This window comes from Deinococcus peraridilitoris DSM 19664, assembly GCF_000317835.1.
Lineage (GTDB): Bacteria > Deinococcota > Deinococci > Deinococcales > Deinococcaceae > Deinococcus_A > Deinococcus_A peraridilitoris.
Genome location: NC_019793.1, coordinates 1745165 through 1767615 on the forward strand (window position 1 = coordinate 1745165; position 22451 = coordinate 1767615).

Here is a 22451-nt window from a genome sequence, read left to right on the forward strand (position 1 = left end):
AGGCGGGCGTGTCTTTGAGCGGGCGCAGCAGGTCAACTCACGGGAGGGACACCAAGTTTGGTATCAAGCGCACAATCAGGGCCTCGTGCGCTTCTAGTGACAGGGCCGCCAGCTCGACGTCTCCACCGCGCTCCAGGCTGGACAGCAACACCTCTCCGGTGTGGCCCCCGTCACGGGCCTGCGAAGCGTGCGCGCTCAAATCCAGCACAACCGCCCGGCTGCTGAAGTTCAGCAGCACCATCACCCGCCCACCTTCGTGTGCCCGGACAAAGGCAAAGACGTCGTTCCCACCCTCGGGCAGGGGCAGGAAATCTCCCCCGTACAATTCGGGCGTCGCGCGCCGCAGGGCCGTGAGCCGGCGAAAATAGTGCAGGTCCGAGTGCGGATCGGCGTCCTGCACACTGACGTTCACGCGCTCGTAATCGGGGGCCAGCGGCAACCAGGGTTCTACCGACGAAAAGCCCGCGAAGGGCGACGCGTCCCACTGCATCGGCGTACGTTCCGGGTCACGGCTGGCATTGGGATTGTCACTTTGCTGCAAACCGGAGGGGTCACGCTGACGCTCACGCGGCACCTCGACGTTCTGCATGCCGATCTCATCGCCGTAGTACACCGTCGGCGTCCCGCGCAGGGTCAGCAGCAAGGTCTGCGCCAGGCGGTAGTGCGCCGCACCGTACTTGCTTTTGAAGCGGTGCTGGTCGTGGTTGCCCAGCACCCAGTTCGGCCAGCCGCCGTATTCACGTACCGCTTCGTCGTAACGCCGCGCCAGGTCACGCACCGTGCCCGCACTCCACTCCTGCAGGGTGAGCAGCAGAAAATTGAAGGGCAGGTGGCACTCCGCGCCCACCTCGCTGCCGTAGTACGTCACCAGCTTCTCCAGCGGCAGGTAGATTTCGCCCACCATCATGCGCTCCTGACCGGGCACGCTGAATTCGTCCAGCACCGCGCGCATCTCACGAATGTAAGCGTGGGTCTCGGGCAGATCCTGCGTGTAGATGTGCGAAAGCTGCCCGTGCTCGAAGTGGCCTTCTCTCCACTCCTCATTAGCGGGCTCATCGAGGAAATCACCGTGCTTGCCCAGCAGCCAGATCACATCCACCCGAAAGCCGTCCACGCCGCGCGCCAGCCAGAAGCGCATGGCGCCGAGCAGGGCCGCACGCACTTCGGGATTGGCCCAGTTCAGCTCGGGCTGCTCGGGCAGAAACTGGTGCAGATAGTACTGATTGCTGTGCGGGTCGAAAGTCCAGGCGCGCCCACCAAAAAACGACAGCCAGTTGTTGGGCGGCCCGCCGCCCGGTGCCGGATCGCGCCAGATGTACCAGTCCCGCTTGGAATTGTCACGCGAACGACGCGCCTCCTGAAACCACGGGTGCTGATCACTCGAATGGTTGGGCACCAGATCGAGCATGACCTTCAGACCGCGCGCGTGGGCCTGTGAGAGCAGTTCGTCGAAATCAGCGAGCGTGCCGAACAGCGGATCGACGTCCTCGTAGTCGGCCACGTCATATCCGAAGTCCTTCATGGGGGACGTGAAAATCGGCGAGAGCCACACCGCGTCGATGTTCAGCGACGCCAGGTAATCCAGACGGGCGGTTACGCCGGGCAGGTCGCCCACGCCGTCTCCGTCCGTGTCCTGAAAGCTGCGCGGGTAAATCTGATACACGATTCCACGCTGCCACCACAGCAGGGAGTCGGTCGTCACTTCGTTTCCGGTCATGCGGGCAGTCTAAACCGCCCAAAACGCCGGCCGCGGTCTTCTCGAGCCCCCGCCGGTCATGCACCCTTCAGAAAAGCAGGTCCGATCTCGACGGCTACAGCCGCACGCCTCGCCAGCGGCCCGAGCGAAAACGCAGCCCGAACGCCAGTGCCGCCCCGACGATGTACACCAGCGCCGCACCCCACGCTCCCGTCACGCCGTACAGCGGGGTCAGGACGGTCGCGCCACCCACCATGAACAGCCACGCGCCAACCAATGTGACGACAAGACGAAACCGGGTATCACCGGCTCCACCCAGCGCACCGCCCAGCACGATGCCGATTCCGTCGAGCAGCTGAAAGGCTGCCATCACCGCCAGCACGGCCGTGCCGACGGCCAGCACCTCTGGATCGGTGTTGAACAGACTGATCAGGGCGCGCGGCGCGGCCAGGAAGAGCAATCCCAAAATACCCATCAGGAGCGCCGCCAGCAAAGCACCCCGCCAGCCGATGCGGGTCGCGATGTCCGGGCGTTCGGCACCCAGCGCGCGCGACAGCAGGCTGCCCGTCGCGGCGGCCAGCGCGTAGGCGGGCAGGAAACCCAGGCTCGACAGCTGGATGGCGATCTGCGAAGCGGCCAGCTCGGTCGGGCCGAGTCGGGAAATCACACCCTGAAAGACCGTGAAGGCGCTCACCTCACCCAGTTCGGTCAGGCCGGTCGGCAAACTCACCCGACTGATGCTGCGCAGCTCGTCCCGGGCGGGCAGGGCGTGCAGCAGGGAACCGAAATCAGGGCCGTGCAGGCGGCGCAGCAGCACGAACGCCAGACCGTTCTGCACGCTCACCGCGATCACGCTGGCCCAGGCCGCACCGAGCGCTCCCCAGTGAAAGACGAACACGAACAGCAGGGCCAGCACCGCGTTCAGGATCATCACCAGCCACGACAGCACCATCGGCGTGCGGGTGTTCCCCATCCCCAGCATCACCGAGATGCTGACCGTGCCCAGCAGCAGCAGTGGCGCTTCGAGCATCCGAATCTGCGCGTACGGCCGCGCGACCGCCGCGACCGCCGCGTCCGGGCGCAACGCCGCGAACAGCGCGTCGATCAGGAACGGGCCTGCCAGCGCCAGCGGCAGGCCCACCAGTGACAGGCCCAGAAACACGCTGGCCCAGCGCCGCACGCCCACCCGGTCACCACGCCCCAGCGCGCGCGCCACGAAGGTGGAGGCGCTGTTCAGACTGCCGCGAAACAGCAGCATCACCGTCAGGACGCAAATGCTCGCGAAACCGACTGCGCCCACCTCGGTCACGCCCAGGCGGCCCATGATCAGCGTGTCGGTGAAACCCACCGCGGTGTAAGCCAGGTTGGAGAACATCAGGGGCCAGGCCAGCACGAAGAGTTCACGCAGGCCGCCCGTGGGGCTGGAAGAAAGCGGGGCGTCTTGCACGCTCAGCACGCTAGCACGCCCACCTGGCGCCCACGGAGATCACGGAGACCGCGCCGGGCGCGGCTTACTGACCTGGCGTGTCGGCGCCCAGCCGCACGGTGATGTCCGCGCCTGCCTCACCCGTGCTGGCCACGCTGACACTGCCGTAGCCCAGGTCGCTGCGCAGCCGCTCGGCCGCGCGCCGGTCGGCGGCAAACACCGTGGTGTGGTCCACCCCGCCTCGCCCGTTGCCCACCACGACGTTGCTGTAGCCGAGCCCTTCCAGTTTCTCCTTGAGGCGCCGGGCGCTGCCTCCCGGCGCACTCTCGTTGATCAGCGCGACCTTCAGGCCACGAGGATCGCCGGGCAGAATTTCACGGGCAAAGGTCGTCTGCGCGAGCGCACGAATTGCGGCGCGGTCCGGTTCCCAGGTTCCGCCGCTCCCGAAGCCGCCGGGCAGCAGGGTGGTCTCGACGGTGGGTCGGCGCAGCAGGGCGCCCAGCAGCTGCGCCAGGTCCTGCCGTGACAGGTCGGTGCGCACGTTGCGCTCCAGCGCGCCCACCACACGCGGTGCGTACAGCATCCCGGGAAAACTCAGCAGCCGGGCACCCAGGGTCTTGATGAAGGCCTGCTGACGCTCCACCCGGCCGATATCGCCCATGCCGTCGTAGCGAAAACGCAGGTACGCCTCGGCCTGCTTCCCGTTCAGGTGATGACGTCCCGGCTCGAAGTCCACGAACAGACCGCCCGCCTTGTCGGTGTACTTCATCGGCTTCTCGATGTTCACCGTAACGCCCCCCGCAGCCGATGTCACATCCCGCAGCGCGTCGAGGCTCAGCAGCACGTGACCGTCGATTCGGATGCCCGTGAGGTCTTCCACGGCCGCCCGCAACGCCGGGGGACCGCCGCGCACGTTGGCGGCGTTGATCTTGCTGTAGCCCCAACCAGGAACGGCTGTCCAGGTGTCGCGCGGAACGTTGAGCAACTTGAGCTTGCGCTCTCCTGCACGGACCTGCACCAGCATGATGGTGTCGGTCAGGCCGGTGAAGTCTTCGGGGGCCGCCGGATAAGGCCAGACTGCCGAGACCGGATACTTGGGAGTCACTCCGGCCACCAGAAAAGTCTGGGTGCCTTCAGGCGCTTTCGGCAGAGCGCCATACCGCGTGAGCGCCGGAACGGCGGGCGCCAGGTAGGCAGCCAGACCGGCCAGTGACAGCAGCGAAACCAGCGCTGTGTTGCCGACGCGTCGTTTGCGCCGTGAAGGCGGAGAGGCCGGGAGTTCGGATGAAGACATCTTCACCAAAACTCTATATGACGCGCCTGCAATTCACATGAGCAAGCCGGCGTTGTGCCGGCTTGCTGGCAAGTCGGGAGAGCACTCAGCGCGGCGGGTTTTCGGCCAGCCGCACCGCTGCACCTGCATCGAGAATGCGCACCCCGTTCACAGAGCGGGCACTGCTGCGCAGAATGGAGCGCACCTGCGCCGCACTCAGTCCGGGCTTGTACGCGCGGATCAGGGCGGCCACGCCCGCCACCTGCGGCGCCGCCTCGGAAGTCCCGACCAAGAGGCCATAAGGCGAGCTGCCCGAAGCGGTGAGGGTCAGGATGTCGCTGCCCGAACCACACGGCGAGGATCCGCCGGGCGCGGCGAGGTCGAGTTCGACACCGCGTGAACGCTGATCGGCGCTGGGGCGGGCCGAGTAACAGGCCAGGCTGTCCGACGCACCCAGCGCACCCACCGACAGCACACGTGGATCGCTCGCCGGATAATAGATGCCTTCGTTGGGCGTATTTCCGGCCGCGGCCACCATCACGATTCCTGCCGCGTCCGCGCGTCCGATGGCACTCTCAAGCGCCGGATCGAACTCGGGGCTCTCCACAAAACCAAGGCTCATACTTACGACACGCGCACCCTGCAATCGGGCGTAATCGAGTCCCTGTACCAGCGCGCTGGTAGGGGCAAAGGACTCGCCGCCCTTCTCACCGAAGATCTTGACGGGCAGAATCCTGGAGAGCATCTTGGTGCCCGTTCCGCTCCAGGCCACCCCGGCAATCCCCTGCCCGTTGTTGGTGGCCGCGCCGATCAGACCGGCACTGCCAGTGCCGTGCCCGGCGTTGGACCCAACTACTTCCGAAGGATCGTCGTCGGTGCCGGTGCAGGTGTTGCCCTCGCCGTCAAGCGCACTGCAAAAATCACGGCCCGGCAGCAGCTGACCCGCCAGCTCCGGATGGGCGCGACGTACGCCCGTGTCCAGCACGGCCACCGTGACGGGCGCAAAATCAACTGAGCATTTGGCCGCCAGATAATCCCAGGCGCTCTGCACGTTGATGCGCTCCAGGTAACCCTGGCGGCGCACCGCACCACCCACCGTCAGGCCGGCGTTGCGCGGCGCCCCAGGATCGTTGGGCTGGGCCAGCGCGCGGTAGAGGTAATCCGGCTGAACCTGCAGGCCCTGCGCTTCAAGGGAAGCCGCGAACGCCCGGTCCGTCTGCCCGGCCGGAGTGCGCAGCAGGGTCACATCCTGGGTCAGGCGCTCGGTGGCCACTCCCGCGAGCACGCGCAGACTTTGAGGCGACATTGCGGTCTGCGCCGTCGAGACGACCAGCAGCTGTCCTGCCACACGCGGCGCGGACCAGTCGGGCGCACTGCCCATGACGCTTGGGATGCTGCTCGTCCCCGATTCATTCGTCAGTGGCTCATTCATCAGGGGCTGCATGGCGCTGACGCCCGCAGTGGGTACACAGCCACTGGTGGGCGGCGTCGGCACAGGGTTCGTCGGCACCGGGTTCCGCACGCCCGGACTTCCGCAGGCGGCCAGCAGAGCACCCACTACGGTCAGCGCGACGATCCCCCGTCCGGTCAGCAACGCCTCGCGGGCCGGACCTCGTCTGGCAGAAAAGTGAATCATAGACCATTGTGAAAAGCTTGCGTCTGACCTGGGATGAGGTCTGACTTTACCCGGCCCAGCAAAAACCCGAGACGGTCTTCACACAACCGTGCCAGGTGCAGGCAACAGCGCTCTCAGGGCTCGCGCAGGGTCAGCAGGCCCAGGTCGATCTGCGGGAGGAGCGGACCCAGCGAAAACGCAGTCTCGCTGAGACTCCCCGCCTGGCCGGACACCGTCGCGTCGCGTCGAACGAGCAGCGTGTAACTCCCGTCCCGCAGAAAGCCCTGAAAACGCCCGAGCGCATCGACTTTCAGGGTCACGCTCTGCGCTTCACTGCCCACGCCACGGCGGGCCTGCACGCTCAGGGGCAACTTCACCGCCGGAGCGCCCAGCGCGGCAGCCGCGTCGATCAACCCGGCCCCCGTAGCGTCATCGCGGCCCGCGGGGCCCAGGTCGGTCGCCGTTTGCTGCAGGCGCGTCAGAACTTCCGAGGCGCTTCCCGCCACGCCTTTGCTGAGCAGCAGCGCGGCCAGCGCCGACACCTGCGGCGCGGCCTGCGAAGTGCCGACCATGCCTTCATAGTTCGGGCGGTTGTCGGAGTAATTCCATGAGGTGGAAAACACCGCGTCGGCAAATGCGTCGTTGCCCAGCACCCCACCGTTCAGGGCGCGCTGGTCGTTGCCGCCCGGCGCGGCGAGGTCGATGCTGGAGTTGGCGTTGCTGTAGTACGCGCGTTCGGGCAGCGAAACCGACAGGCTGACCGACCCCACCCCCACCACTCCTGCGCAGGCCGCCGGGTAAAACAGTGCCGAGTCACCGTTGTTGCCGCCGGCAGCCACCACCAGCGCACCGGCCTTGCGGGCGTCCTCTATCGCTTCGCACAGGGGCACAGCCTCACTGGCCTGGATCGCGCCGCCCAGCGACAGGTTGATCACCTGCGCCTTGTGCGGGGTGACGTATCGCTTGCCGTTCAAGGTGACCGGCAAACCGGCCGCGTAACGAACGCCCTCGGCAATGGTGGCCAGGTCGCCGTTGCCCGAGGCGTCCAGAATCCGCACTGGCAGAATCCGCACCGGGGCCGTGAAGGCAGCGCCCACCACACCGCTGTCGCTGCACGCCAGGCAGGGCGGTGTGAATTTTCCCCAGCGCGCAGCAATGATGCCGCTCACGTGGGTGCCGTGGCTGCCGACCGTGCGTCCAGGCGTGGCGGGATCGGTCGGGTCCTCGTCCAGACCGTACAGATCGCCCGAACCGTTCATCGGACGCGGAACCAGGTCGAGCGCTCCTTCGCCCGGACCCCAGAAGGCCCCTTTCAGATCGGGATGGTCGAAGCGGACACCCGTGTCGAGCACTGCCACCGTGACGCTGTGCGGGTACGGCGAACCCTGCATGTCACGCCACACCGCGCCGTACCCGATCAAAGGGTACGTCCACTGCAGCGGCGCATACTCGTCCTGCGGCACGAACGCCTCGCTTTGCTGCGTGCTCAGCACCACGTTCGGCACGGCGTACTCCACACGCGGATCGAGCCGCAACCGCTGCAGCGCGCCGCCCACATCCGGGGTGGAAAGGACGGCCAGACGCTTTCCCTCGTTCTGAATGCGGGCACCGAGTGCCTGTGCCTGCAACAGGCCCGAGGCCGACTTGTACTTGACGATCACCCCACGCGGCTCGGGTGGAGCGGAGGTGCGCGGACTGCCGGTCGCGCGCGTGTCGCCGCTGGCCCGCACCTCGCCGGCGACACGGCCCGTGACCTGGAACATGTCGGCGGTGACCGACACCACGCTCTCGCCGCTCTGCGATCCCTGTTTCCAACGCAGCTTGAACTTACCCGCCAGCAGCGGCGTCTCACTGCGCGCGGGCCTCGCCAGCTGCAGCCGCAGCCGAATGTGCCCCTCACCGGACGGTGGACTGACCTTGAGCCAGGCGGGCGCGTCCTGCACTTGCCAGCTGCCCTGAAACGGCAGATAAAGCGAGCGCTCCAGGGCCGTGCCCGCCGTCACTGACAGTGCGCCGGGCACCGGAGCCCTCAGCTGCCCGCACGCGGCCAGCGTGAAGCTCAGCACGGCACAGGACAGACCGACGGACAACAGGCGTTTCATGTTGCTTCCCAGTCTATGGGGCACAGCTGACGGCACATGAGGAATACCGGACGGCCTGCCCGTTCGGGTATTCGCCTTTGACGTGTCCCTACAATAAGTTGTGCGTCTTCGCCGGGCAGGACGGCCTGCCCGTTCGGGTATTCGCCTTTGACGTGTCCCTACAATAAGTTGTGCCCAGCGGACAATCCCACACTTTTATCAACCTGGCGGCTTACGCCGTGCTCGGGTCGGTCGCCCTGTATGTCCACCGGCAAGGAATTTTTTTCATCGGTCAGGAAGATGCGCTGTTCTTCACGCTCGGCTTTCTGGTCGGCACGGTCTTCTTGTCACCCGACCTCGACCTGGCCGAAGGGCACGTGAACTCCAAGCGGGCCTGGGGTTTCCTGGGTGCGCTCTGGGTGCCTTACGGCCTGCTGTTCTCACACCGTGGCTGGTCTCACTCCTGGCTGATCGGGCCGCTGACCCGGCTGATCTATCTGGCCGTAATGGTGGCCGTCGTGACCGGACTGCTGCACTTCCTGCTGCCCAGCGTCGACTGGCCGGTGACCTCCCTCGCTTTCTCCTGGTCGCTGGCATTGCCCCTGCTGGTGGGCTACTACCTCAGCCAGTGGCTGCACCTCATCGCGGACGGTGTGCGCCCCGACCACAAGATGCGCTGGAAGAAAAAGCGGCGCTGAGCTGCAGGTGAGCGCCCAGGCCAAGCCCAGATCACCCGGGCTTGGCCTGGGCGCTCACCACCATGTAGCGGCTGTCGGACGTGAAGGCCCCGCCCTCAAAGGAGCCCGCCACCCGAGCCGAAAAACCCGCATGACGCAGCAGCCACTCCAGTTCGAAGCGGGTGTAGTAGCGCTGCGTGAGGGTCCGGTGGGCCCGCCTCAGGGTGCCGTCGGTGTCCGTCGTGTCCACGAAGTACTCGGTCGTCGCCAGCTGCCGGGCGCGGTCCACGTCCTGGCGCAGAAACACGTCGGTGCGCGCGCCCCCTTCCAGAAACGTCTCCCCCTCGTGCCGCAGCACGCCCTCAGGACCGAACACCGGAACGTACAGGTCGAAGGCAAAGGTACCTCCGGGCGCCATGTGCCGCCGCACGCACTGCAAGGCCGCGAGCTGGTCTTGCATGGTGTAGAGGTGCATCAGGGCGTTGAACGGCGCGATGACCAGCTCGAACTGCTCGTGCAGATCGAAGTCGCGCATGTCCCCCTGCACGAAGCGGGGCTGCACTTGAGAGGACGCCGCGCGTTCATGGGCGCGCTGCAGCATGCCACCGGACAGTTCCACACCCGTCACGTCCACGCCACGCCGCGCGAGGTACACCGTCACCCGTCCCGTGCCCGCGCCCAGCTCCAGCACGCGACCACCCGCCTGCTGCGCCTGACGCGCGTAAAAGTGCAGGTCTTCGCGGTACAGATCGTACTGCCGGTCGTACAGATCGACAAAGGCGTCGTAGTCCACGGTCAGCGCGCCCCGTAGCGGCGCAGCAGCTCCTCGCGCGAGATGGTCGCCACGCGCACATCGTGCGCGTGGCCTTCACCGACTGCGCCATACGCGCGGCGCAGCATGTTCGCCCAGGTCCCCAGCCGACGGCGCATCGCGGGCGGCACGTCGGCGGCTTCAAATCCCAGGGCGCCCAGAATGTCCGAAAAGGGACCGATGGCGAACACTCCCTGCGCGCCCGCCCACTCTGGCCGCTCCTGCACGGCGCGGGCCAGTTCCTTGAGGCTTTCACGCGTCATGCGGATTCCAGTCAGCGGCTTCGGGGCAAACTGAGTCATGCGTTCGCTGTTCACGTGCAGCTCCAGCAGGGGCGCCCCGTGCGCGAACTGGGGATGGTCAGGCAGCGGGAACTTGACCAGCCCGGCACGCAGCAGGCTGTTGGCCTTGATTCCGAAACGCACGACGTTGCCAGTGCGGTCAAACCACCGGTCGAGCAGTTTCAGGGCGCGCGGCAGCAGGTCATGAGCGCGCTCGGGGCGCACGCCTTCCAGCCCGGAGAGGGTCGTGGGCGCGTAGCCACGCTTTCTCAGCTCTGGTAACAGCTCGGGCAACGCCTGCGCGGCCGTCTCGCCTCCCCGCCCGGCGTCGTGCATCACGATCACGCCGCCTGCCTCGACGCTGTCCAGCACGCGCCGGGTCACGCCCGATGCCGTGTAGCCGGGGTGCCAGTCGTGCGCCTCGACAGTCCAGTGCGCCCCACGAACGCCACGCTGCGCTGCCTGAAAGCGCAGCGTCAGCACGGTAGCCAGGGTGTACGCACCGTGCGGAGGCCGAAAAAAGGCGATGTCCTGCCCGGTGAGGCCGCGCAATACTTTCAGCGAACGCCGCAGATCGGCGCCGACACTCCAGGGAGCGCGCGTCCAGGCATGCCGGTGCGCGTAGCCGTGCGAGGCCACCTCGTGGCCCTCAGCTGCAATTTGCCGCACGAGGTCCGGATGCCGCTCGGCCGCCTCGCCCAGCATGAAAAAGGTCGCGTGCACGCCCGCTTCCCGCAGGGCGTCCAGCACTCGCGGCGTAGTCGAGGGATCCGGGCCGTCGTCAAAGGTCAGGGCGATGCCCGTTCCCGGACTCCGGCCACGCCGCACCACCCCGAGATTGCCCACCTGCACCAGGGCGTAGGGCAGGCCCACGTACGCCAGGAGCGCACCCAGCGTCCACCACACCCGTTTTTTCATTCCCACGCTCCCAGCCGCCTCAGCAACGCCTGCGCCGCGTCACGGGCCGCGTGGGGTCGCCCGGTCGCCCGCGCGGCTTCACTCATCGCCTGCAGGTGCGCCGGGTCACCCAGCAACGCCACCAGCGAGCGGCGCAATTCCCACTTCGAGGGCGCCCACAGGGCCGCGCCCCGCTCCTGCAGGAAGGCGGCGTTGCCTTCCTCCTGACCGGGAATGGGCTGGTAGATCAGCATGGGCACACCCAGCGCGATCGCCTCGGAGACCGTGAGGCCGCCCGCTTTGCCGATCACCAGGTCGCTGGCGGCCAGCAGTTCGGGAAAGAAGCTGGTGTACCCCAGCCGGTGCACGGTCGCGCCGCCAACCTGCTCGGTGCCGACCTCACCGCCGCCTGCCAGCAGCAGAACCTGCACGCGCGTGCCCGCCCCGGCGCAGGCGTCGATCACGTCGGAAAGACCGTGATAGATGCTGCCCTTACCACCAGCCGAAACCAGCACCAGAGGCTCGTCCTGCGGGAGACCGAAACGCTCGCGCAGTGCCATCTTGTCGGCGCCTTGCAACTCGGCATAACGCGGCAGGATCGGAATACCGGTGACGGCAATCTTCTCGGGGTCGATGCCCCAGCCCACCAGCCCGTCTTTCACGCGATCGGTCGCCACCATGAAAAAGTCCACCTCGGGGCGTGCCCAGTGATAGTGGATGGTGTAGTCCGTCACCAGCAGCGCGTTGAGAAACGACAGGCCATGACGGCGGCGGGCGGTGTGCGCCAGCACTGCCGGACCGTCGTAGGAGGACAGCACGAGGTGCGGCCGGACACGGCGCAGGTCACGCAGCATCCGGCGCAGTCCCGCGGTGCTGGCCGCCGATTTCACGAACCACGGCGCCTCGGCGCGGTCGCTCCAGTGGTAGAAGAAGCGGTACGTGTTGGGGCTGTGGCGCAGCCACCACAGGTACACGCCCGCCGAGACACCGCGCTCGACGGGATTCAGGTACGTCAGGTAGTCGGCATGCAGGGCATTGAAGCCGGGCGAGTACTCTGCCAGCGCCCGCTCGAGGGCCTCGGCCGCCTTGAGGTGCCCGCCGCCCAGCGCCGCCGAGACGATCAGCGCGCGCATTTCGGGCGGAAGCCGGACGGCCGAGTTGTGTCGAAGCGGTGAAGCTTGGCGGTTCACGAGGACGCCTTACGAAGCAGATACAGCCCGCCCAGCGCAAAGGTGATGTTGGCCAGCCAGGCGCCCAGCTCCGGGGGCAGCACCCCCGAGTTGCCGAGCGACAGGCCCAGCACGTACACCAGGTAGTACGACACCGCGATCAACAGCGCCACGCCGAGGGCCACCCCGGTCGTGCGGCCGTAGCGCAGCGCGAACGGCAGCGCGGCCAGCACCAGCACCAGATTGCCCAGCGGCAAGGCGAGCTTGCGGTTGAGCTCGGCGCGTGCCGCGAAGCGCTCGGCCGGACGGGCAGTGCGGCTGAACACCGTGCCAAACAGCGTGGAGAGTGAAGTGGCGTCGGCGGCGATGGCGTCGGCGAAACCCGCGATGGCCTGTTTGCGCGACAGTCCGGTCTCGATTTCGAATTTCGCGTCCGGGGTGGTGGGCAGGTATGTGACCTTGAAGATGTCGGCCACCCCCGCGCGGAAGGCGTCTTCGGACGCGTCTTCGGGCAATCGGTCGAGGGCCGCGATGGCCGTGTAGTCCAGGCTGTATCCCTGGTAGCCGATCAAGGTGATGTCATTGTTCTCGTAGCGGCCACGGTCGGCGAAGAACACGATGCCGGTGCGGCCGCTGCCGTTGTCGCTCCACTGCTGCAGGCGCACATTCTGCAATTCGCGGGTGGCCGGAACGTAGCCCTGGAAGTGCAGCTCCAGACCCGGGCCGATTTCGACCGTGCGTCCCGCGAGCTGCTGCAGGCCCGCGCCGGTCAGGTCATCCCAGTAAAACGAGCGCGCTTCCACGTTGGCGCGCGGCACCACATACTCGGAGAGGTACAGCGACAGGCCCGACACCGCCAGGGCCGCGCCCACCGCCGGCAGGGCGGCCCGCCCCAGCGAAACACCGCCCGACTGTGCGGCACTCAGCTCGCGCTCGTTGGCCAGACGCCCGTAAGCCACCACCACCATCAGCACCACGGCCATCGGAAAGACCTGCACCAGGGTGTTGGGCACCTGCAAGGCGATATAACGCAGCACGCCCAGAAACGGCGCGTTCGCCAGCCACTGCGAACTCGCGAAGAAGTAGCCGAAGGAGACGATGGCCGTAAACAGCAAGGTGCCCGTCACCAGGGGCGGCCAGAGTTCGCGGAGGATGTACCGTTGTAAGCGCATAAGGGGAAGGTCAGCGAGAAGCGCCCAAGGAGCGCGCTGCCGGATTCAGCATTAACGTAGCACCGTGAGAAGGACTCAGGCCTTGGCGAGCGCGAAGAGGATCTGCGCTTCGCACACGAGCTGGCCGTCCACCTCGGCACGGCAGGTGGTCTTTCCCAGACCGCGGCGCAGGTAATCGAGCTTGGCGTGCAGGTGAAGCTGATCGCCGGGCACGACCTTGCGTTTGATGCGCACGCCCTCGATACCGACCAGGTAAGCAATCGAGCCGGGTTCGAGGTCGATGCCGAACATGCTGGCCTGCGCGAGTGCCTCGATAATCAGCACCCCTGGCATGACCGGCTCGCCGGGAAAGTGGCCCTGAAAGAAAGGCTCATTGATCGAGACGTTCTTGAAGGCGTGCACCTGGCCTTCACCGCAGGAAAGCACGCGGTCGACCAGCAAAAAAGGAAAACGGTGCGGCAGGCGCGTCAGAACGCCTTGAATGTCAAGCGGAGCATCAAAAGTCTGGGTCATGGGTCCCTCACGGGCCACTGTCAGGCAGAGCGGGGCTGGGGCCCCGCAACTCAGCGGCGCAGGTAGTTGTCGCTGGAAATCAGGTGGTGACGCAGAATCGGAATCATCTCGAGCGCCATGCCGGTGCCGATGGCCACTGCCTCGTTGGCGTTTTCCGCCACGGCCACCGGAATGCCGGTCGCCTGGCGCAACAGCTCGTCGAAGTTGCGCAGCAGGCTGCCGCCGCCGGTCATGACGATACCGCGGTCGATGATGTCGCTGACCAGCTCGGGCGGGGTGCTTTCCAGCACCCGCTTCACGCCGTCCACGATCTTGCTGACCGGTTCGGCCAGGGCGTCGGTGATGTCCGAGGTCTGCAGGGTGATGGTCTTGGGCAGACCGTGCACCAGGTCACGCCCGCGCACTTCCGCGACGATGTTGTCCTCTGGGCGGCCCAGCATCGCCGCGCCGATCTTGACCTTGATTTCCTCGGCGGTGCGGTCGCCGATCATCAGGTTGTGCTTGCGGCGCACGAAACGAATGATGCTTTCATCGAACTCGTTGCCTGCCACCTTGAGCGACTCGGAAACCACGATGCCACCCAGCGAGATCACGGCCACGTCCGTCGAACCGCCGCCGATGTCGACGATCATGCTGCCGACGGGTTCGGCAATCTTGAGGCCTGCGCCGATGGCCGCCGCGAGGGGCTCTTCGATCAGAAAGGCGCGCTTGGCGTTGGCGTTGAGGGCGGCGCGCAACACCGCGCGTTTCTCGACGTCGGTCACGCCGCTCGGGACACCCACCATCAGTTGGGGCTTGAATCCGAACAGCTTGCCCGCGCCGCCCTGCACCTTGCGCAGAAACATTGCGATCATTTTTTCGGTCAGGGCGTCGTCGGCGATCACGCCGTCCTTGATGGGCCGTACCGCCACGATATTGCCCGGCGTGCGGCCCAGCATGCGGTAGGCTTCTTCGCCGACGGCCATGACTTCCTTAGTGTCACGGGTCATGGCGATCACGCTGGGCTCGTTGAGAACCAGTCCGCGGCTTTTGCTGTAAATGAGGAACGTCGCCGTTCCCAGGTCAATACCGATGTCTTCTGAAAACCTCACCCTGACTCCTTCACGCTGGCCTGTAGAGCGTTGATCCGTTGCCGAAGAGCGTGCCTGTGAACTCCACCCTCACTCGCTCCGGAAGAGGGCTTCTCGCGCTACTCGGTCAGCCGGGCAGGATCTGCCTGCGCGCTGACGACCGCTCTAGAACCTTCGTATGCTAACACGCCACTCTCCTTGCGCTTCCGATGCGGTTATACCTTCAAGCCCCGCGTGGTTTGAGATAAGCCGCCAGCCAGATGCAGGCGGTCGTGATTCCCAGGTAGATCAGGCCACGCCAGAAGCCGTCGAGGTCGGAAAAGGCAAAGGAAGCGGGCCCCAGGCGCGTGGCCAGCGTGCCCTCCACGGTTGAAAGCAGGCGCAGTGCGTCCGACACGCTCGGGTTGACGCTCGCAAACGCAGCCAGCGTCAGTGACGCGAACACCGCGCCCAGCACCGCCAGCAGCACCGTCGTCACAACACGCATGGCCACGCCTGTCCCTGGTGATCTGTCACGAAAAACATCACCTGCACATTGTAGGTCGGGGCGCATGAAGCCCACATGACACGCGCCCCGACCGCACCACGCCTACCGTATTACCATGAAGCCGTGAAGCTTCCCGCCCGTGTCCGGATCAGCCGCCTGCCCGGCCCGCCCGAAGGGACCCTGCTCACGCAGATGCGCCGCCTGAATCCGCAATTCGCGTTGGGAGCGCCGGGTGAGCCGGCGCCGGATGACTTTGTCTGCCTGGTCGTCATTGCGGGCGGCAAACCGGTGGGTTTTCTCGTGGCGCAGCGTACTGGCACCCAGTGGCAGGAAACGCAGGCGCTGGAATCCACCTGGCGTGGGCGCGGCATCGAGGAGGCCCTGCAAGCAGAGTTGCGGGGCCTCCTCAGCCGCTGATCGCGAAAGCCGGTACGCCCAGGAACTGCGGCAGACGCGGATCGGCAAAATTGGGAACGATCAGCGCCGCGCCCGCTTCCTGCAAGGCTTCCTCACCGTGCCCGGTGGTAAGCCCGACCGTCGGAATGCCCGCCGCAACGGCCGAGCGCACGCCAGAAGGAGAATCCTCGAAGGCGAACGTGTCCCGGGCATTCACGCCCAGCCGCCGCAGCGCTTCCAGGTAAGGATCGGGAAAGGGTTTTCCGCGTGGCAGGTCGTCGGCCAGCACGATATGCGCGAACGTCCGGTCGAGGCCGAGGGTGCTCAGCACGAAGACGGCGTTGTCACGCGGGGCATTGGAGACCACCGCGCACGGCAGGTCGTGCTGGCGCGCCCAGTGCAGCAGTTCACTCAGGCCGGGCAGGGCCATGATGCTGGTGGCCAGCGCGCGGAAGGTTTCTTCCTTCTGAGCGATGAAGGCCTCCGTTTCGTCCGCGCCCAGCGCCGGAAGCAGGTCCGCGACGATGTCGGGATTGAGGCGGCCGCTGATGCGTTGCTGGTAAATCGCTTCGTCGATGTTCAGACCGTGCTTCCGGAGGCTCTGGGCCCAGGCCTGAAAGTGCAGCGGGTCGGTGGCGGTCAGGGTACCGTCGATGTCAAACAGCAGGGCTTTTGGTGAGGCGCTCATGCTGCTACGCTACCGCCTCTGGCGGGCAGCCTGCTGAAAGAGCGCTTCAGGCTTCGCCGCCAAAGCGGCCCAGCCAGACACCCACAGCGAATACCACCGCGCCACCGACGATCACCTGCGCGATGGTGCGCGGCAGCGAGGAGCGCATGTATCGCCAGCGGATCAGCGCGATGGCCAGCAGTTCCACGATCACCACCGCGTACGCCACCGCGAGGGCGGTGGGGAGATCGGCGATCAGAAACGGAAAGGTGTGCAGCATGCCCCCCACAATGGTCGCGACCCCGGTGATGACGCCGCGCAGCAGCCCGCTGCCGCGCCCCGTCACCTTGCCGTCGTCGCTGAGCGCTTCGGCCAGACCCATGCTGATGCCCGCGCCGACGGAGGCGGCAAGTCCCACGTAAAAGGCGTCGATGGGCCGACCCGTCAGACCGGCCGCCGCAAAGATCGGCGCCAGGGTCGACACCGAGCCGTCCATCAAACCGAGCAGTGCGGGCTGAATGATCTGCAACACGAAACGCTGCTCGGACGAGTGACCGGTCATGCTTCAGCTTAACGGGAATCGTTCTCAATAAGAAAATGGGTGGTCTTGAGATTGATACGCCCAAGACAGCCTCGCAAGCGATCCCTGCTTCAGGGAAAACCCGGTTTGTGGGACAACCACCGGTTTCACCGAACCGTGAGGGGCAAGCTGCGAAGGCTGCCATGCACTCTCCTTCTGCTTCCGGTGTCTTTGGTCCCGGGCTGCGCCCGCTCACCTTTGGTCTGCTGCTGTGCGTGCTGCTGATCGCCTTCGAATCGCTGGCAGTAGCGACCATCCTGCCCACGCTGGCGCGGGAGCTGTCCGGGCTTGCGCTGTATGGCTGGTCGTTCAGCGCGTTCTTCATGGGGTACCTGCTCTCGACGGTGGTGCTGGGTGGCGTGGCCGACCGTGACGGCCCCTCGCGACCCTTTCTGCTGGCGCTCACCGTGTTCGGTGCGGGGTTGCTGCTCTCGGGCCTGGCGCCCAGCATGGAGATGTTCATCACGGGGCGCGCCTTGCAGGGCCTGGGGGGAGGCGGCCTGGTGGCCATCGCCTATCTGGTCATCAACCGCGCGTATCCGGACGCACTGCGCGCCCGCATGCTCGCGCTGCTCTCGAGCGCCTGGGTGGTGCCTGCCTTGATCGGCCCCGCCGCGGCCAGCGTGATCGCCGAGGTTGCGTCGTGGCGGCTGGTCTTTCTGGGCCTCGCTCCGCCGCTCGCGCTGGTCGCGGCGCTGGCCCTGCCGGCCCTGCGGCGTCTGCAGGCTGCCGGAACGCCGCTGGATACCGCGCGTGTCCGCTTTGCCCTGATGGCCGCCCTGGGCGTGTCACTGGCCCTGGCCGCCCTGCAACAGCGGGCGTGGGGGTGGGCGGCGCTGCTGGGAGTGACCGGGCTGCTGCTGGCCGGACCGGCCCTGCGGGCGCTGTTTCCCGCGTTTCCCTGGCGCTCGAGAGCAGCCGGGGCCCCCCTGGCCGCCGGGTTCGCGACGCGTTTCGTGTTGACCTTCTCGTTTTTCGGCGCAGAAGCTTTCGTGCCGCTGGGTCTGAGCGAGTTGCTGGGTTTCAGTGCTTTGCAGGCCGGATCGGTGTTGACCGTGAGCGCGCTGGTGTGGTCGGCCACCTCGTTCGCGCACTCGCGTTTCGACGAGCGCACCGCCGGACGCTGGCGGCACCGCGCCGCGCGCCTGGGCGTGAGCATTGTGGCGCTGTCCCTGGGGGGCATGGCGCTCGCCTTGCTGTTGCCCGGCACACCTGCCTGGAGTGCCCCGGCCTTCTGGGCGCTGGGCGGTCTGGGCATGGGGCTGGGGTTTCAGTCTCACACGCTCGTCGTGTTTCACCACGCACCAGGCGGCCAGGAAGGTCAGGTTTCCGGTACGCTGCAGATGGCCGATGTGCTGGGCGCGGCCATCGGAGCAGGCATTGGAGGCGCGTTGCTGGCGGCTCAGGGTGTCAGCACCGGGGTGGGCATCCTCTTTGCCTTGACGGTGCTGGTGGCGCTGCTGGGGCAGCTCACGACAGCACGCTTACGCCCCCGGTCACTTTCGCCGGGGGCGTCACTGGAAGAGTGTCAGGATCAGCGAGGCTGAATCGTGGCCAGCGCATTCTCCTGAACGGGAGGGCGGAAGGCGTATCCCATACCGCGCACGGTGCGGATCACATCCTGAGCGCCGGCGCCGCGCAGCTTGCCACGCAAGGATTCCAGGCAGGCGTCGAGGTTGGCCTTCTGGTCCACCTGACCTTCCCACAAGGTCTCCAGGAGTTGCTCGGGCGTGAAGATTCGTCCGGGCTGACGCACGAGCAGCGTCAGCAGATCGAATTCCCTGTCTTCCAACGCCAGATTCTGCCCGGCGTAGGTGGCCTGACGCGCCGGAAGCGTCACGCAGAGCTCCCCGATTGCCAGCAGGTCGTTGATGTTGGCCTGGTGGAGCTGGGCGTTGACCCGGGCAATCAGGTCGGCAGTGTTGAAGGGCTTGGTGATGTAGTCGTTGGCCCCGAAGCCGAACAGCTCGACTTTGCGCTCGATGGCGTCGAGGGCCGTCAGGATGATGATGGGCACGTTGGTCGAACGGCGCAGCTGACGCGCCACTTCCGCTCCGTCGAAGTCGGGCAGGCCCAGATCGAGAATCACCAGATCCGGATTGAGTTCACGGGCCTGCGACAGGCCGCCCGCACCGGTATCGGCGGTGTGGGCGATGAAGCCGGCATTTTCGAGTTCGTGCTGCACGACGTGCATCACGTCCGGATTGTCTTCGATGACAAGAATCGAGTAGGTCATGTGCATCTCACAGTCTTTCCCGTACCGTTGGGACGGTACACAGGATGGGGGATCAGATTCATTATCCTCACAGATAAGAACTCCATGAGTGAAGCCAGTGCAAAGGCATCCTTTAGCTTTGTGTGCCGTGCCCGCAGCAACAAAAACGCCGGAAAATTCCGGCGTTGGCAGGACCGAGCCCTCAGTCCAACCTGGCTTTCTGAGGCTCGGGCAGACGGTAAGCCAGCCAGACGCTGGGCAGCAGCAGCGAGATGCTCACGAGCGTAGCGACAGTCGGCGTGGTCGCGTCGGCGAGCAATCCCACCAGAAACAGCAGCAGGCCCGCGAATCCCCAGGAAAATCCCATCATGATCGAACTGGCCACGGCCACGTGCTTGGGCGCGTATTCCTGCGCGGTGACCACCCCCACCGGAATCGAGGCGTTGATAAAAGCGCCCACCAGGAACATCAAAGGGTAGTACCAGAGCTGGGCGGGCTCGGAGAGCACCAGCAGCACGAACAGCGGCACGGTGCCCAGAATGCTGGAGCGCAGCACGAGCGTACGTCCACGCCGGTCCGAGATGCGCCCGCCGACAATGCCGCCCAACGCGCTCGCCACGCTGTACACACCCAAGGCCAGCGCGGTGGCGCCGTAACTGTAGCCTTTGGCGCTCAGGATAAAGGGCAGCATTACCCCGAAACCTGAGGAGGCCAGCGAGCGCAACACGGCCATGCCCCACAAGGTGACCATCGGTCCCCGGAAAATCGTCAGGTACTCGCGCACGCCGGGTCGCTGGGTGCTGGCGCGCTCGGCGGGCGTGACCAGATAGATCGCAAAGGCCACCACCAGTCCGATCGGCGCGAACACCGGCAGGTTGTGCAACCCCACCCCGGCGAAGATTGGTCCCAGCGCCATCCCGGCCGTTCCTCCCGCACTGAACAGGCTCGCCCACAAGCCACGCTGATCGACCGGGCTGTAGCGCGCCACGAACGCGGCGCCCGCCGGGTGAAACAGACCGCTGCCCAGACCGGCCACGGCCACCAGCAGCACCAGCAGCCCGAAGGCGGGCGCATAACCCATCAAGCTCAGGCCGATGCCAGTTGCTGCCGGGCCCAGCGCCGCCATCAGGCGCCGGTCGAAGCGTTCACCCAGAATGCCTAGAAACGGCTGGAGCACGCTGGAGGTGAACGAGAAGACCGCGATCAGGAGCGTGATCGCGGCAATCGAGGTCCCGAACTGCATCCGCAGCGCCGGCCCGAGCGGAGACAGCATGGCCGAGTAAGCGTCGTTGATGAAGTGTCCCGCCGTGACGGCGACGGCGACGGCAGCTCCGGTGGAAACGCTGGTGGCGACGCGCATGCGGCACGCTACCACGCACCCCGAGGTCACAAGGTGCGCCGGGTGGTAAGCAAATTGGCTGAGCGCCGACGTCTACAGGTGGCCGCTCAGCCCCTCGATCTCAGCCGCGGGCCGCGGCGGCGAGAACAGGTAGCCCTGACCGACGGTGACCCCGAACTCACGCAGGCGCCGGAGTTGCGCCTCGGTTTCGATACCTTCGGCCACCACGCCCAGGTGCAAGGTGCGCGCTACCGCCAGCACCGCCTGAATGAGCACCTCGGTGTACTGACAGGCCTCGCCCGGCTGTTCCAGGTCGCGGACGAACGAGCGGTCGATCTTGAGCGTCTGAATGGGCAGATCGCGCAGTTGCGACAGGCTGGAGTAACCGGTGCCGAAATCGTCGAGGGCCGTGCGCACACCGGCAGCTTTCAGTTCGTGCAGCGCCTGACGCACTCCGGTCGGATCGGCCAGCAGGGCACCCTCGGTCAGTTCCAGCTCCAGCGCGCCGTGTGGGATGCCGTGCGCACGCACCGTTTCGAGCACTTTCCCGACAAACCCCGGCTGCGCGAACTGCAGCGGGGCAACGTTCACGCAGACACCCACCCGCAGGCCCGCCTCCTGCCAGCGGCGCACCTGCGCGCAGGCTTCGTGCAGGACCCAATCGCCCAGCGGCACGATCAGACCGCTCACCTCGGCGAGCGGAATAAAGGTCGCGGGTGAAATTGGGCCGTGCAGCGGGTGTGTCCAGCGCAACAGCGCCTCGACCTTGACGGTCGTGCGGGTCTGCAAGTCCAAGAGCGGCTGGTAGGCCAGCGAGAACTGTCCTTCCCTGAGTGCCGCCGTGAGGTCACGCGTCAGGGTCCGCCCGATCTCCTGCTCGACATTGGACGGCTCGAAGACCCGCAAGCCGTTGCGGCCACGACGCTTGACGTGGTACATCGCGCTGTCCGCGTGACGAAGCAGCTCCGAGGCGTTCTCGCCGTGCTGCGGAAAGTGGCTGATGCCCGCACTGGCCGTCAGGTAGACCACCTGACCCTCGATCAGCAGCGGACGCCTGAGCGTTTCCAGAAAACAGTCCACGCGCTCGCAGGCTTGCTCCTCTCGCTCGGGAAGCACCACCACGAACTCGTCTCCGCTGATGCGCGCGACCACCTCATCGGGCCTGCGGCACGTCATGAAGCGCAAAGCGGCTTCCTGCAGGGCCTCATCGCCCGCCGCGTGCCCGAGGGTGTCGTTGATCAGCTTGAAGCCGTCGAGGTCGAGGTACACCACGCTGAATTTGCGTGCCTTCTCCGGCGCGCCGATCAGCTGCTGCAGGTGCGCTTCGAGAAACCGGCGGTTGGGCAAGCCGGTCAGGGCGTCGGCGTTCAGCAGGGCTTCGACGGCCTCGGTGTGCGCCACGGCCCGGGCGTGCTCTTCGGTGGACTGGTGCGAACCGCGCGCCAGCACGAAAAACACCAGGCAAGCGAGGTTCAGCTGCACCAGCACGTTGAGCAGCTCGGCGCTGAGCCGTGACCCGTCCAGAGCGCCCGCCACGACCACGCACACCAGCGACGTGACCACGAGCGCCACCAGAAAGGCGAAGCTGACACGGCGTGCCAGGCGTGCCGAAGGCAGAAAGAACGACAGCACGAACACCCCGGCCGTCCAGAGAAAAGACTGGCTGAACCCGAACGCCAGCGCTTCACCCTGCGGCGCGAACAACACCAGGAAGACCAGTTTGGCCAGAAAAAAGCCGCTGGCAGACAACAGCACGGCCGCCGTGACCACGGTCTTGGCGTGCCGTCTGGCCAGCAGCAACAGCTCGAGCGCCACGATTCCCGCGAACATCAGCGGATAGGCGAAGGCGTCGAAAGCAGCGAGGCGACCGCTCGACATCCCCAGCAGCCATGCGGTCAGGAACGCCAGCGCGATGATGGGCAGCACGAAGAGCAGCAGGCGACCCGACAGCCCGAACTGGACCGGGTGGGACGCCGCGAGTGTGGTCGGCAGTGTCAGCGTGTTCTTCACGAAATCCCCTGAGCGTTGTATCGCGAGCAGTCGGACAGCCCTCTTTCCGGTTGCTTGCCCTTCTTGCTGTACGGGC

General features: G+C 66.4%; 20 protein-coding genes. 3 read left to right on the plus strand and 17 right to left on the minus strand.

Going from position 1 to position 22451, the window contains the following annotated elements; all coding sequences use genetic code 11:
* Positions 1-37: 37 nt before the first annotated feature.
* The 5 genes from DEIPE_RS08575 to DEIPE_RS08600 form a co-directional block, all read right to left on the minus strand.
* On the minus strand, positions 38-1717 hold the full coding sequence (locus DEIPE_RS08575) for an alpha-amylase family glycosyl hydrolase (protein ID WP_015235577.1): 1680 nt from the start codon (positions 1715-1717) through the stop codon (positions 38-40).
* Between the two features lie 94 nt (positions 1718-1811).
* Positions 1812-3152, minus strand: a complete 1341-nt coding sequence (locus DEIPE_RS08580) for an MATE family efflux transporter (protein ID WP_015235578.1) — start codon at positions 3150-3152, stop codon at positions 1812-1814.
* Between the two features lie 55 nt (positions 3153-3207).
* The gene (locus DEIPE_RS08585; protein WP_015235579.1) at positions 3208-4416 is read right to left on the minus strand and encodes an LCP family protein; all 1209 of its coding nucleotides are present in this window, start codon (positions 4414-4416) and stop codon (positions 3208-3210) included.
* An 85-nt stretch (positions 4417-4501) separates the two neighbouring features.
* The gene (locus DEIPE_RS08590; protein ID WP_015235580.1) at positions 4502-6031 is read right to left on the minus strand and encodes a S8 family peptidase; all 1530 of its coding nucleotides are present in this window, start codon (positions 6029-6031) and stop codon (positions 4502-4504) included.
* Between the two features lie 113 nt (positions 6032-6144).
* Positions 6145-8112 (minus strand): S8 family serine peptidase, encoded by a 1968-nt coding sequence (locus DEIPE_RS08600; RefSeq protein WP_015235581.1) that lies wholly within the window; start codon positions 8110-8112, stop codon positions 6145-6147.
* Positions 8113-8282: 170 nt separating this feature from the next.
* Between DEIPE_RS08600 and DEIPE_RS08605 the strand changes: the two genes are divergently transcribed.
* A complete protein-coding gene (locus DEIPE_RS08605; protein WP_015235582.1) occupies positions 8283-8789 on the plus strand; it encodes a metal-binding protein in 507 nt (168 codons plus the stop codon).
* A gap of 31 nt (positions 8790-8820) precedes the next feature.
* On the opposite strand, the gene DEIPE_RS08610 is transcribed toward DEIPE_RS08605, so the two are convergent.
* The 7 genes from DEIPE_RS08610 to DEIPE_RS08640 form a co-directional block, all read right to left on the minus strand.
* On the minus strand, positions 8821-9561 hold the full coding sequence (locus DEIPE_RS08610) for a class I SAM-dependent methyltransferase (RefSeq protein ID WP_015235583.1): 741 nt from the start codon (positions 9559-9561) through the stop codon (positions 8821-8823).
* A gap of 2 nt (positions 9562-9563) precedes the next feature.
* Positions 9564-10778, minus strand: coding sequence for a polysaccharide deacetylase family protein (locus DEIPE_RS08615; protein WP_015235584.1), 1215 nt, complete (start codon positions 10776-10778; stop codon positions 9564-9566).
* On the minus strand, positions 10775-11947 hold the full coding sequence (locus DEIPE_RS08620; protein WP_245557615.1) for an MGDG synthase family glycosyltransferase: 1173 nt from the start codon (positions 11945-11947) through the stop codon (positions 10775-10777). The genes DEIPE_RS08615 and DEIPE_RS08620 overlap by 4 nt, the downstream gene beginning before the upstream one ends.
* A complete protein-coding gene (locus DEIPE_RS08625) occupies positions 11944-13098 on the minus strand; it encodes an LptF/LptG family permease (RefSeq protein ID WP_015235586.1) in 1155 nt (384 codons plus the stop codon). Before DEIPE_RS08625 ends, DEIPE_RS08620 begins: the two co-directional genes overlap by 4 nt.
* A 75-nt stretch (positions 13099-13173) precedes the next feature.
* Positions 13174-13611: a 3-hydroxyacyl-ACP dehydratase FabZ gene (gene fabZ / locus DEIPE_RS08630; protein ID WP_015235587.1), complete on the minus strand. Its 438-nt coding sequence runs from the start codon at positions 13609-13611 to the stop codon at positions 13174-13176.
* Between the two features lie 50 nt (positions 13612-13661).
* Entirely contained in the window at positions 13662-14702 is a 1041-nt protein-coding gene (gene mreB / locus DEIPE_RS08635) for a rod shape-determining protein (protein ID WP_015235588.1), read from the minus strand.
* A gap of 202 nt (positions 14703-14904) precedes the next feature.
* Positions 14905-15168, minus strand: coding sequence for a hypothetical protein (locus DEIPE_RS08640; RefSeq protein ID WP_015235589.1), 264 nt, complete (start codon positions 15166-15168; stop codon positions 14905-14907).
* 123 nt (positions 15169-15291) lie between these two features.
* Here DEIPE_RS08640 and DEIPE_RS08645 point away from each other — a divergent pair, with 123 nt between their 5' ends.
* Positions 15292-15585: a hypothetical protein gene (locus DEIPE_RS08645; protein WP_083865871.1), complete on the plus strand. Its 294-nt coding sequence runs from the start codon at positions 15292-15294 to the stop codon at positions 15583-15585.
* On the opposite strand, the gene DEIPE_RS08650 is transcribed toward DEIPE_RS08645, so the two are convergent.
* Positions 15575-16252 carry an HAD family hydrolase gene (locus DEIPE_RS08650; RefSeq protein ID WP_015235591.1) on the minus strand — a complete coding sequence of 226 codons (678 nt, stop codon included), beginning with the start codon at positions 16250-16252 and terminating at the stop codon, positions 15575-15577. The two genes, DEIPE_RS08645 and DEIPE_RS08650, sit on opposite strands and share 11 nt — an antisense overlap.
* Before the next feature lie 46 nt (positions 16253-16298).
* Positions 16299-16793 (minus strand): VIT1/CCC1 transporter family protein, encoded by a 495-nt coding sequence (locus tag DEIPE_RS08655; protein WP_015235592.1) that lies wholly within the window; start codon positions 16791-16793, stop codon positions 16299-16301.
* 161 nt (positions 16794-16954) lie between these two features.
* On the opposite strand from DEIPE_RS08655, the gene DEIPE_RS08660 reads away from it, so the two are divergent.
* Positions 16955-18358, plus strand: a complete 1404-nt coding sequence (locus tag DEIPE_RS08660) for an MFS transporter (RefSeq protein WP_015235593.1) — start codon at positions 16955-16957, stop codon at positions 18356-18358.
* On the opposite strand, the gene DEIPE_RS08665 is transcribed toward DEIPE_RS08660, so the two are convergent.
* From DEIPE_RS08665 to DEIPE_RS08675, 3 genes are all read right to left on the minus strand, one after another.
* Positions 18346-19047: a response regulator transcription factor gene (locus tag DEIPE_RS08665; protein ID WP_015235594.1), complete on the minus strand. Its 702-nt coding sequence runs from the start codon at positions 19045-19047 to the stop codon at positions 18346-18348. The genes DEIPE_RS08660 and DEIPE_RS08665 overlap by 13 nt on opposite strands.
* Positions 19048-19228: 181 nt before the next feature.
* Entirely contained in the window at positions 19229-20386 is a 1158-nt protein-coding gene (locus tag DEIPE_RS08670) for an MFS transporter (RefSeq protein ID WP_015235595.1), read from the minus strand.
* 72 nt (positions 20387-20458) lie between these two features.
* Positions 20459-22375 (minus strand): putative bifunctional diguanylate cyclase/phosphodiesterase, encoded by a 1917-nt coding sequence (locus DEIPE_RS08675; protein WP_015235596.1) that lies wholly within the window; start codon positions 22373-22375, stop codon positions 20459-20461.
* Between the last annotated feature and the right edge of the window lie 76 nt (positions 22376-22451).

Excerpts from the sequence above, each read along its gene's own strand:
- DEIPE_RS08590 (WP_015235580.1), bottom strand. The coding sequence starts at position 6,031 with ATGATTCACTTTTCTGCCAGACGAGGTCCGGCCCGCGAGGCGTTGCTG.
- DEIPE_RS08615 (WP_015235584.1), bottom strand. The coding sequence starts at position 10,778 with ATGAAAAAACGGGTGTGGTGGACGCTGGGTGCGCTCCTGGCGTACGTG.
- DEIPE_RS08665 (WP_015235594.1), bottom strand. The coding sequence starts at position 19,047 with ATGACCTACTCGATTCTTGTCATCGAAGACAATCCGGACGTGATGCAC.
- DEIPE_RS08575 (WP_015235577.1), bottom strand. The coding sequence starts at position 1,717 with ATGACCGGAAACGAAGTGACGACCGACTCCCTGCTGTGGTGGCAGCGT.
- DEIPE_RS08625 (WP_015235586.1), bottom strand. The coding sequence starts at position 13,098 with ATGCGCTTACAACGGTACATCCTCCGCGAACTCTGGCCGCCCCTGGTG.
- DEIPE_RS08650 (WP_015235591.1), bottom strand. The coding sequence starts at position 16,252 with ATGAGCGCCTCACCAAAAGCCCTGCTGTTTGACATCGACGGTACCCTG.
- fabZ (WP_015235587.1), bottom strand. The coding sequence starts at position 13,611 with ATGACCCAGACTTTTGATGCTCCGCTTGACATTCAAGGCGTTCTGACG.
- DEIPE_RS08655 (WP_015235592.1), bottom strand. The coding sequence starts at position 16,793 with ATGACCGGTCACTCGTCCGAGCAGCGTTTCGTGTTGCAGATCATTCAG.
- DEIPE_RS08600 (WP_015235581.1), bottom strand. The coding sequence starts at position 8,112 with ATGAAACGCCTGTTGTCCGTCGGTCTGTCCTGTGCCGTGCTGAGCTTC.
- DEIPE_RS08670 (WP_015235595.1), bottom strand. The coding sequence starts at position 20,386 with ATGCGCGTCGCCACCAGCGTTTCCACCGGAGCTGCCGTCGCCGTCGCC.
- DEIPE_RS08660 (WP_015235593.1), top strand. The coding sequence starts at position 16,955 with ATGCACTCTCCTTCTGCTTCCGGTGTCTTTGGTCCCGGGCTGCGCCCG.
- DEIPE_RS08640 (WP_015235589.1), bottom strand. The coding sequence starts at position 15,168 with ATGCGTGTTGTGACGACGGTGCTGCTGGCGGTGCTGGGCGCGGTGTTC.
- DEIPE_RS08585 (WP_015235579.1), bottom strand. The coding sequence starts at position 4,416 with ATGTCTTCATCCGAACTCCCGGCCTCTCCGCCTTCACGGCGCAAACGA.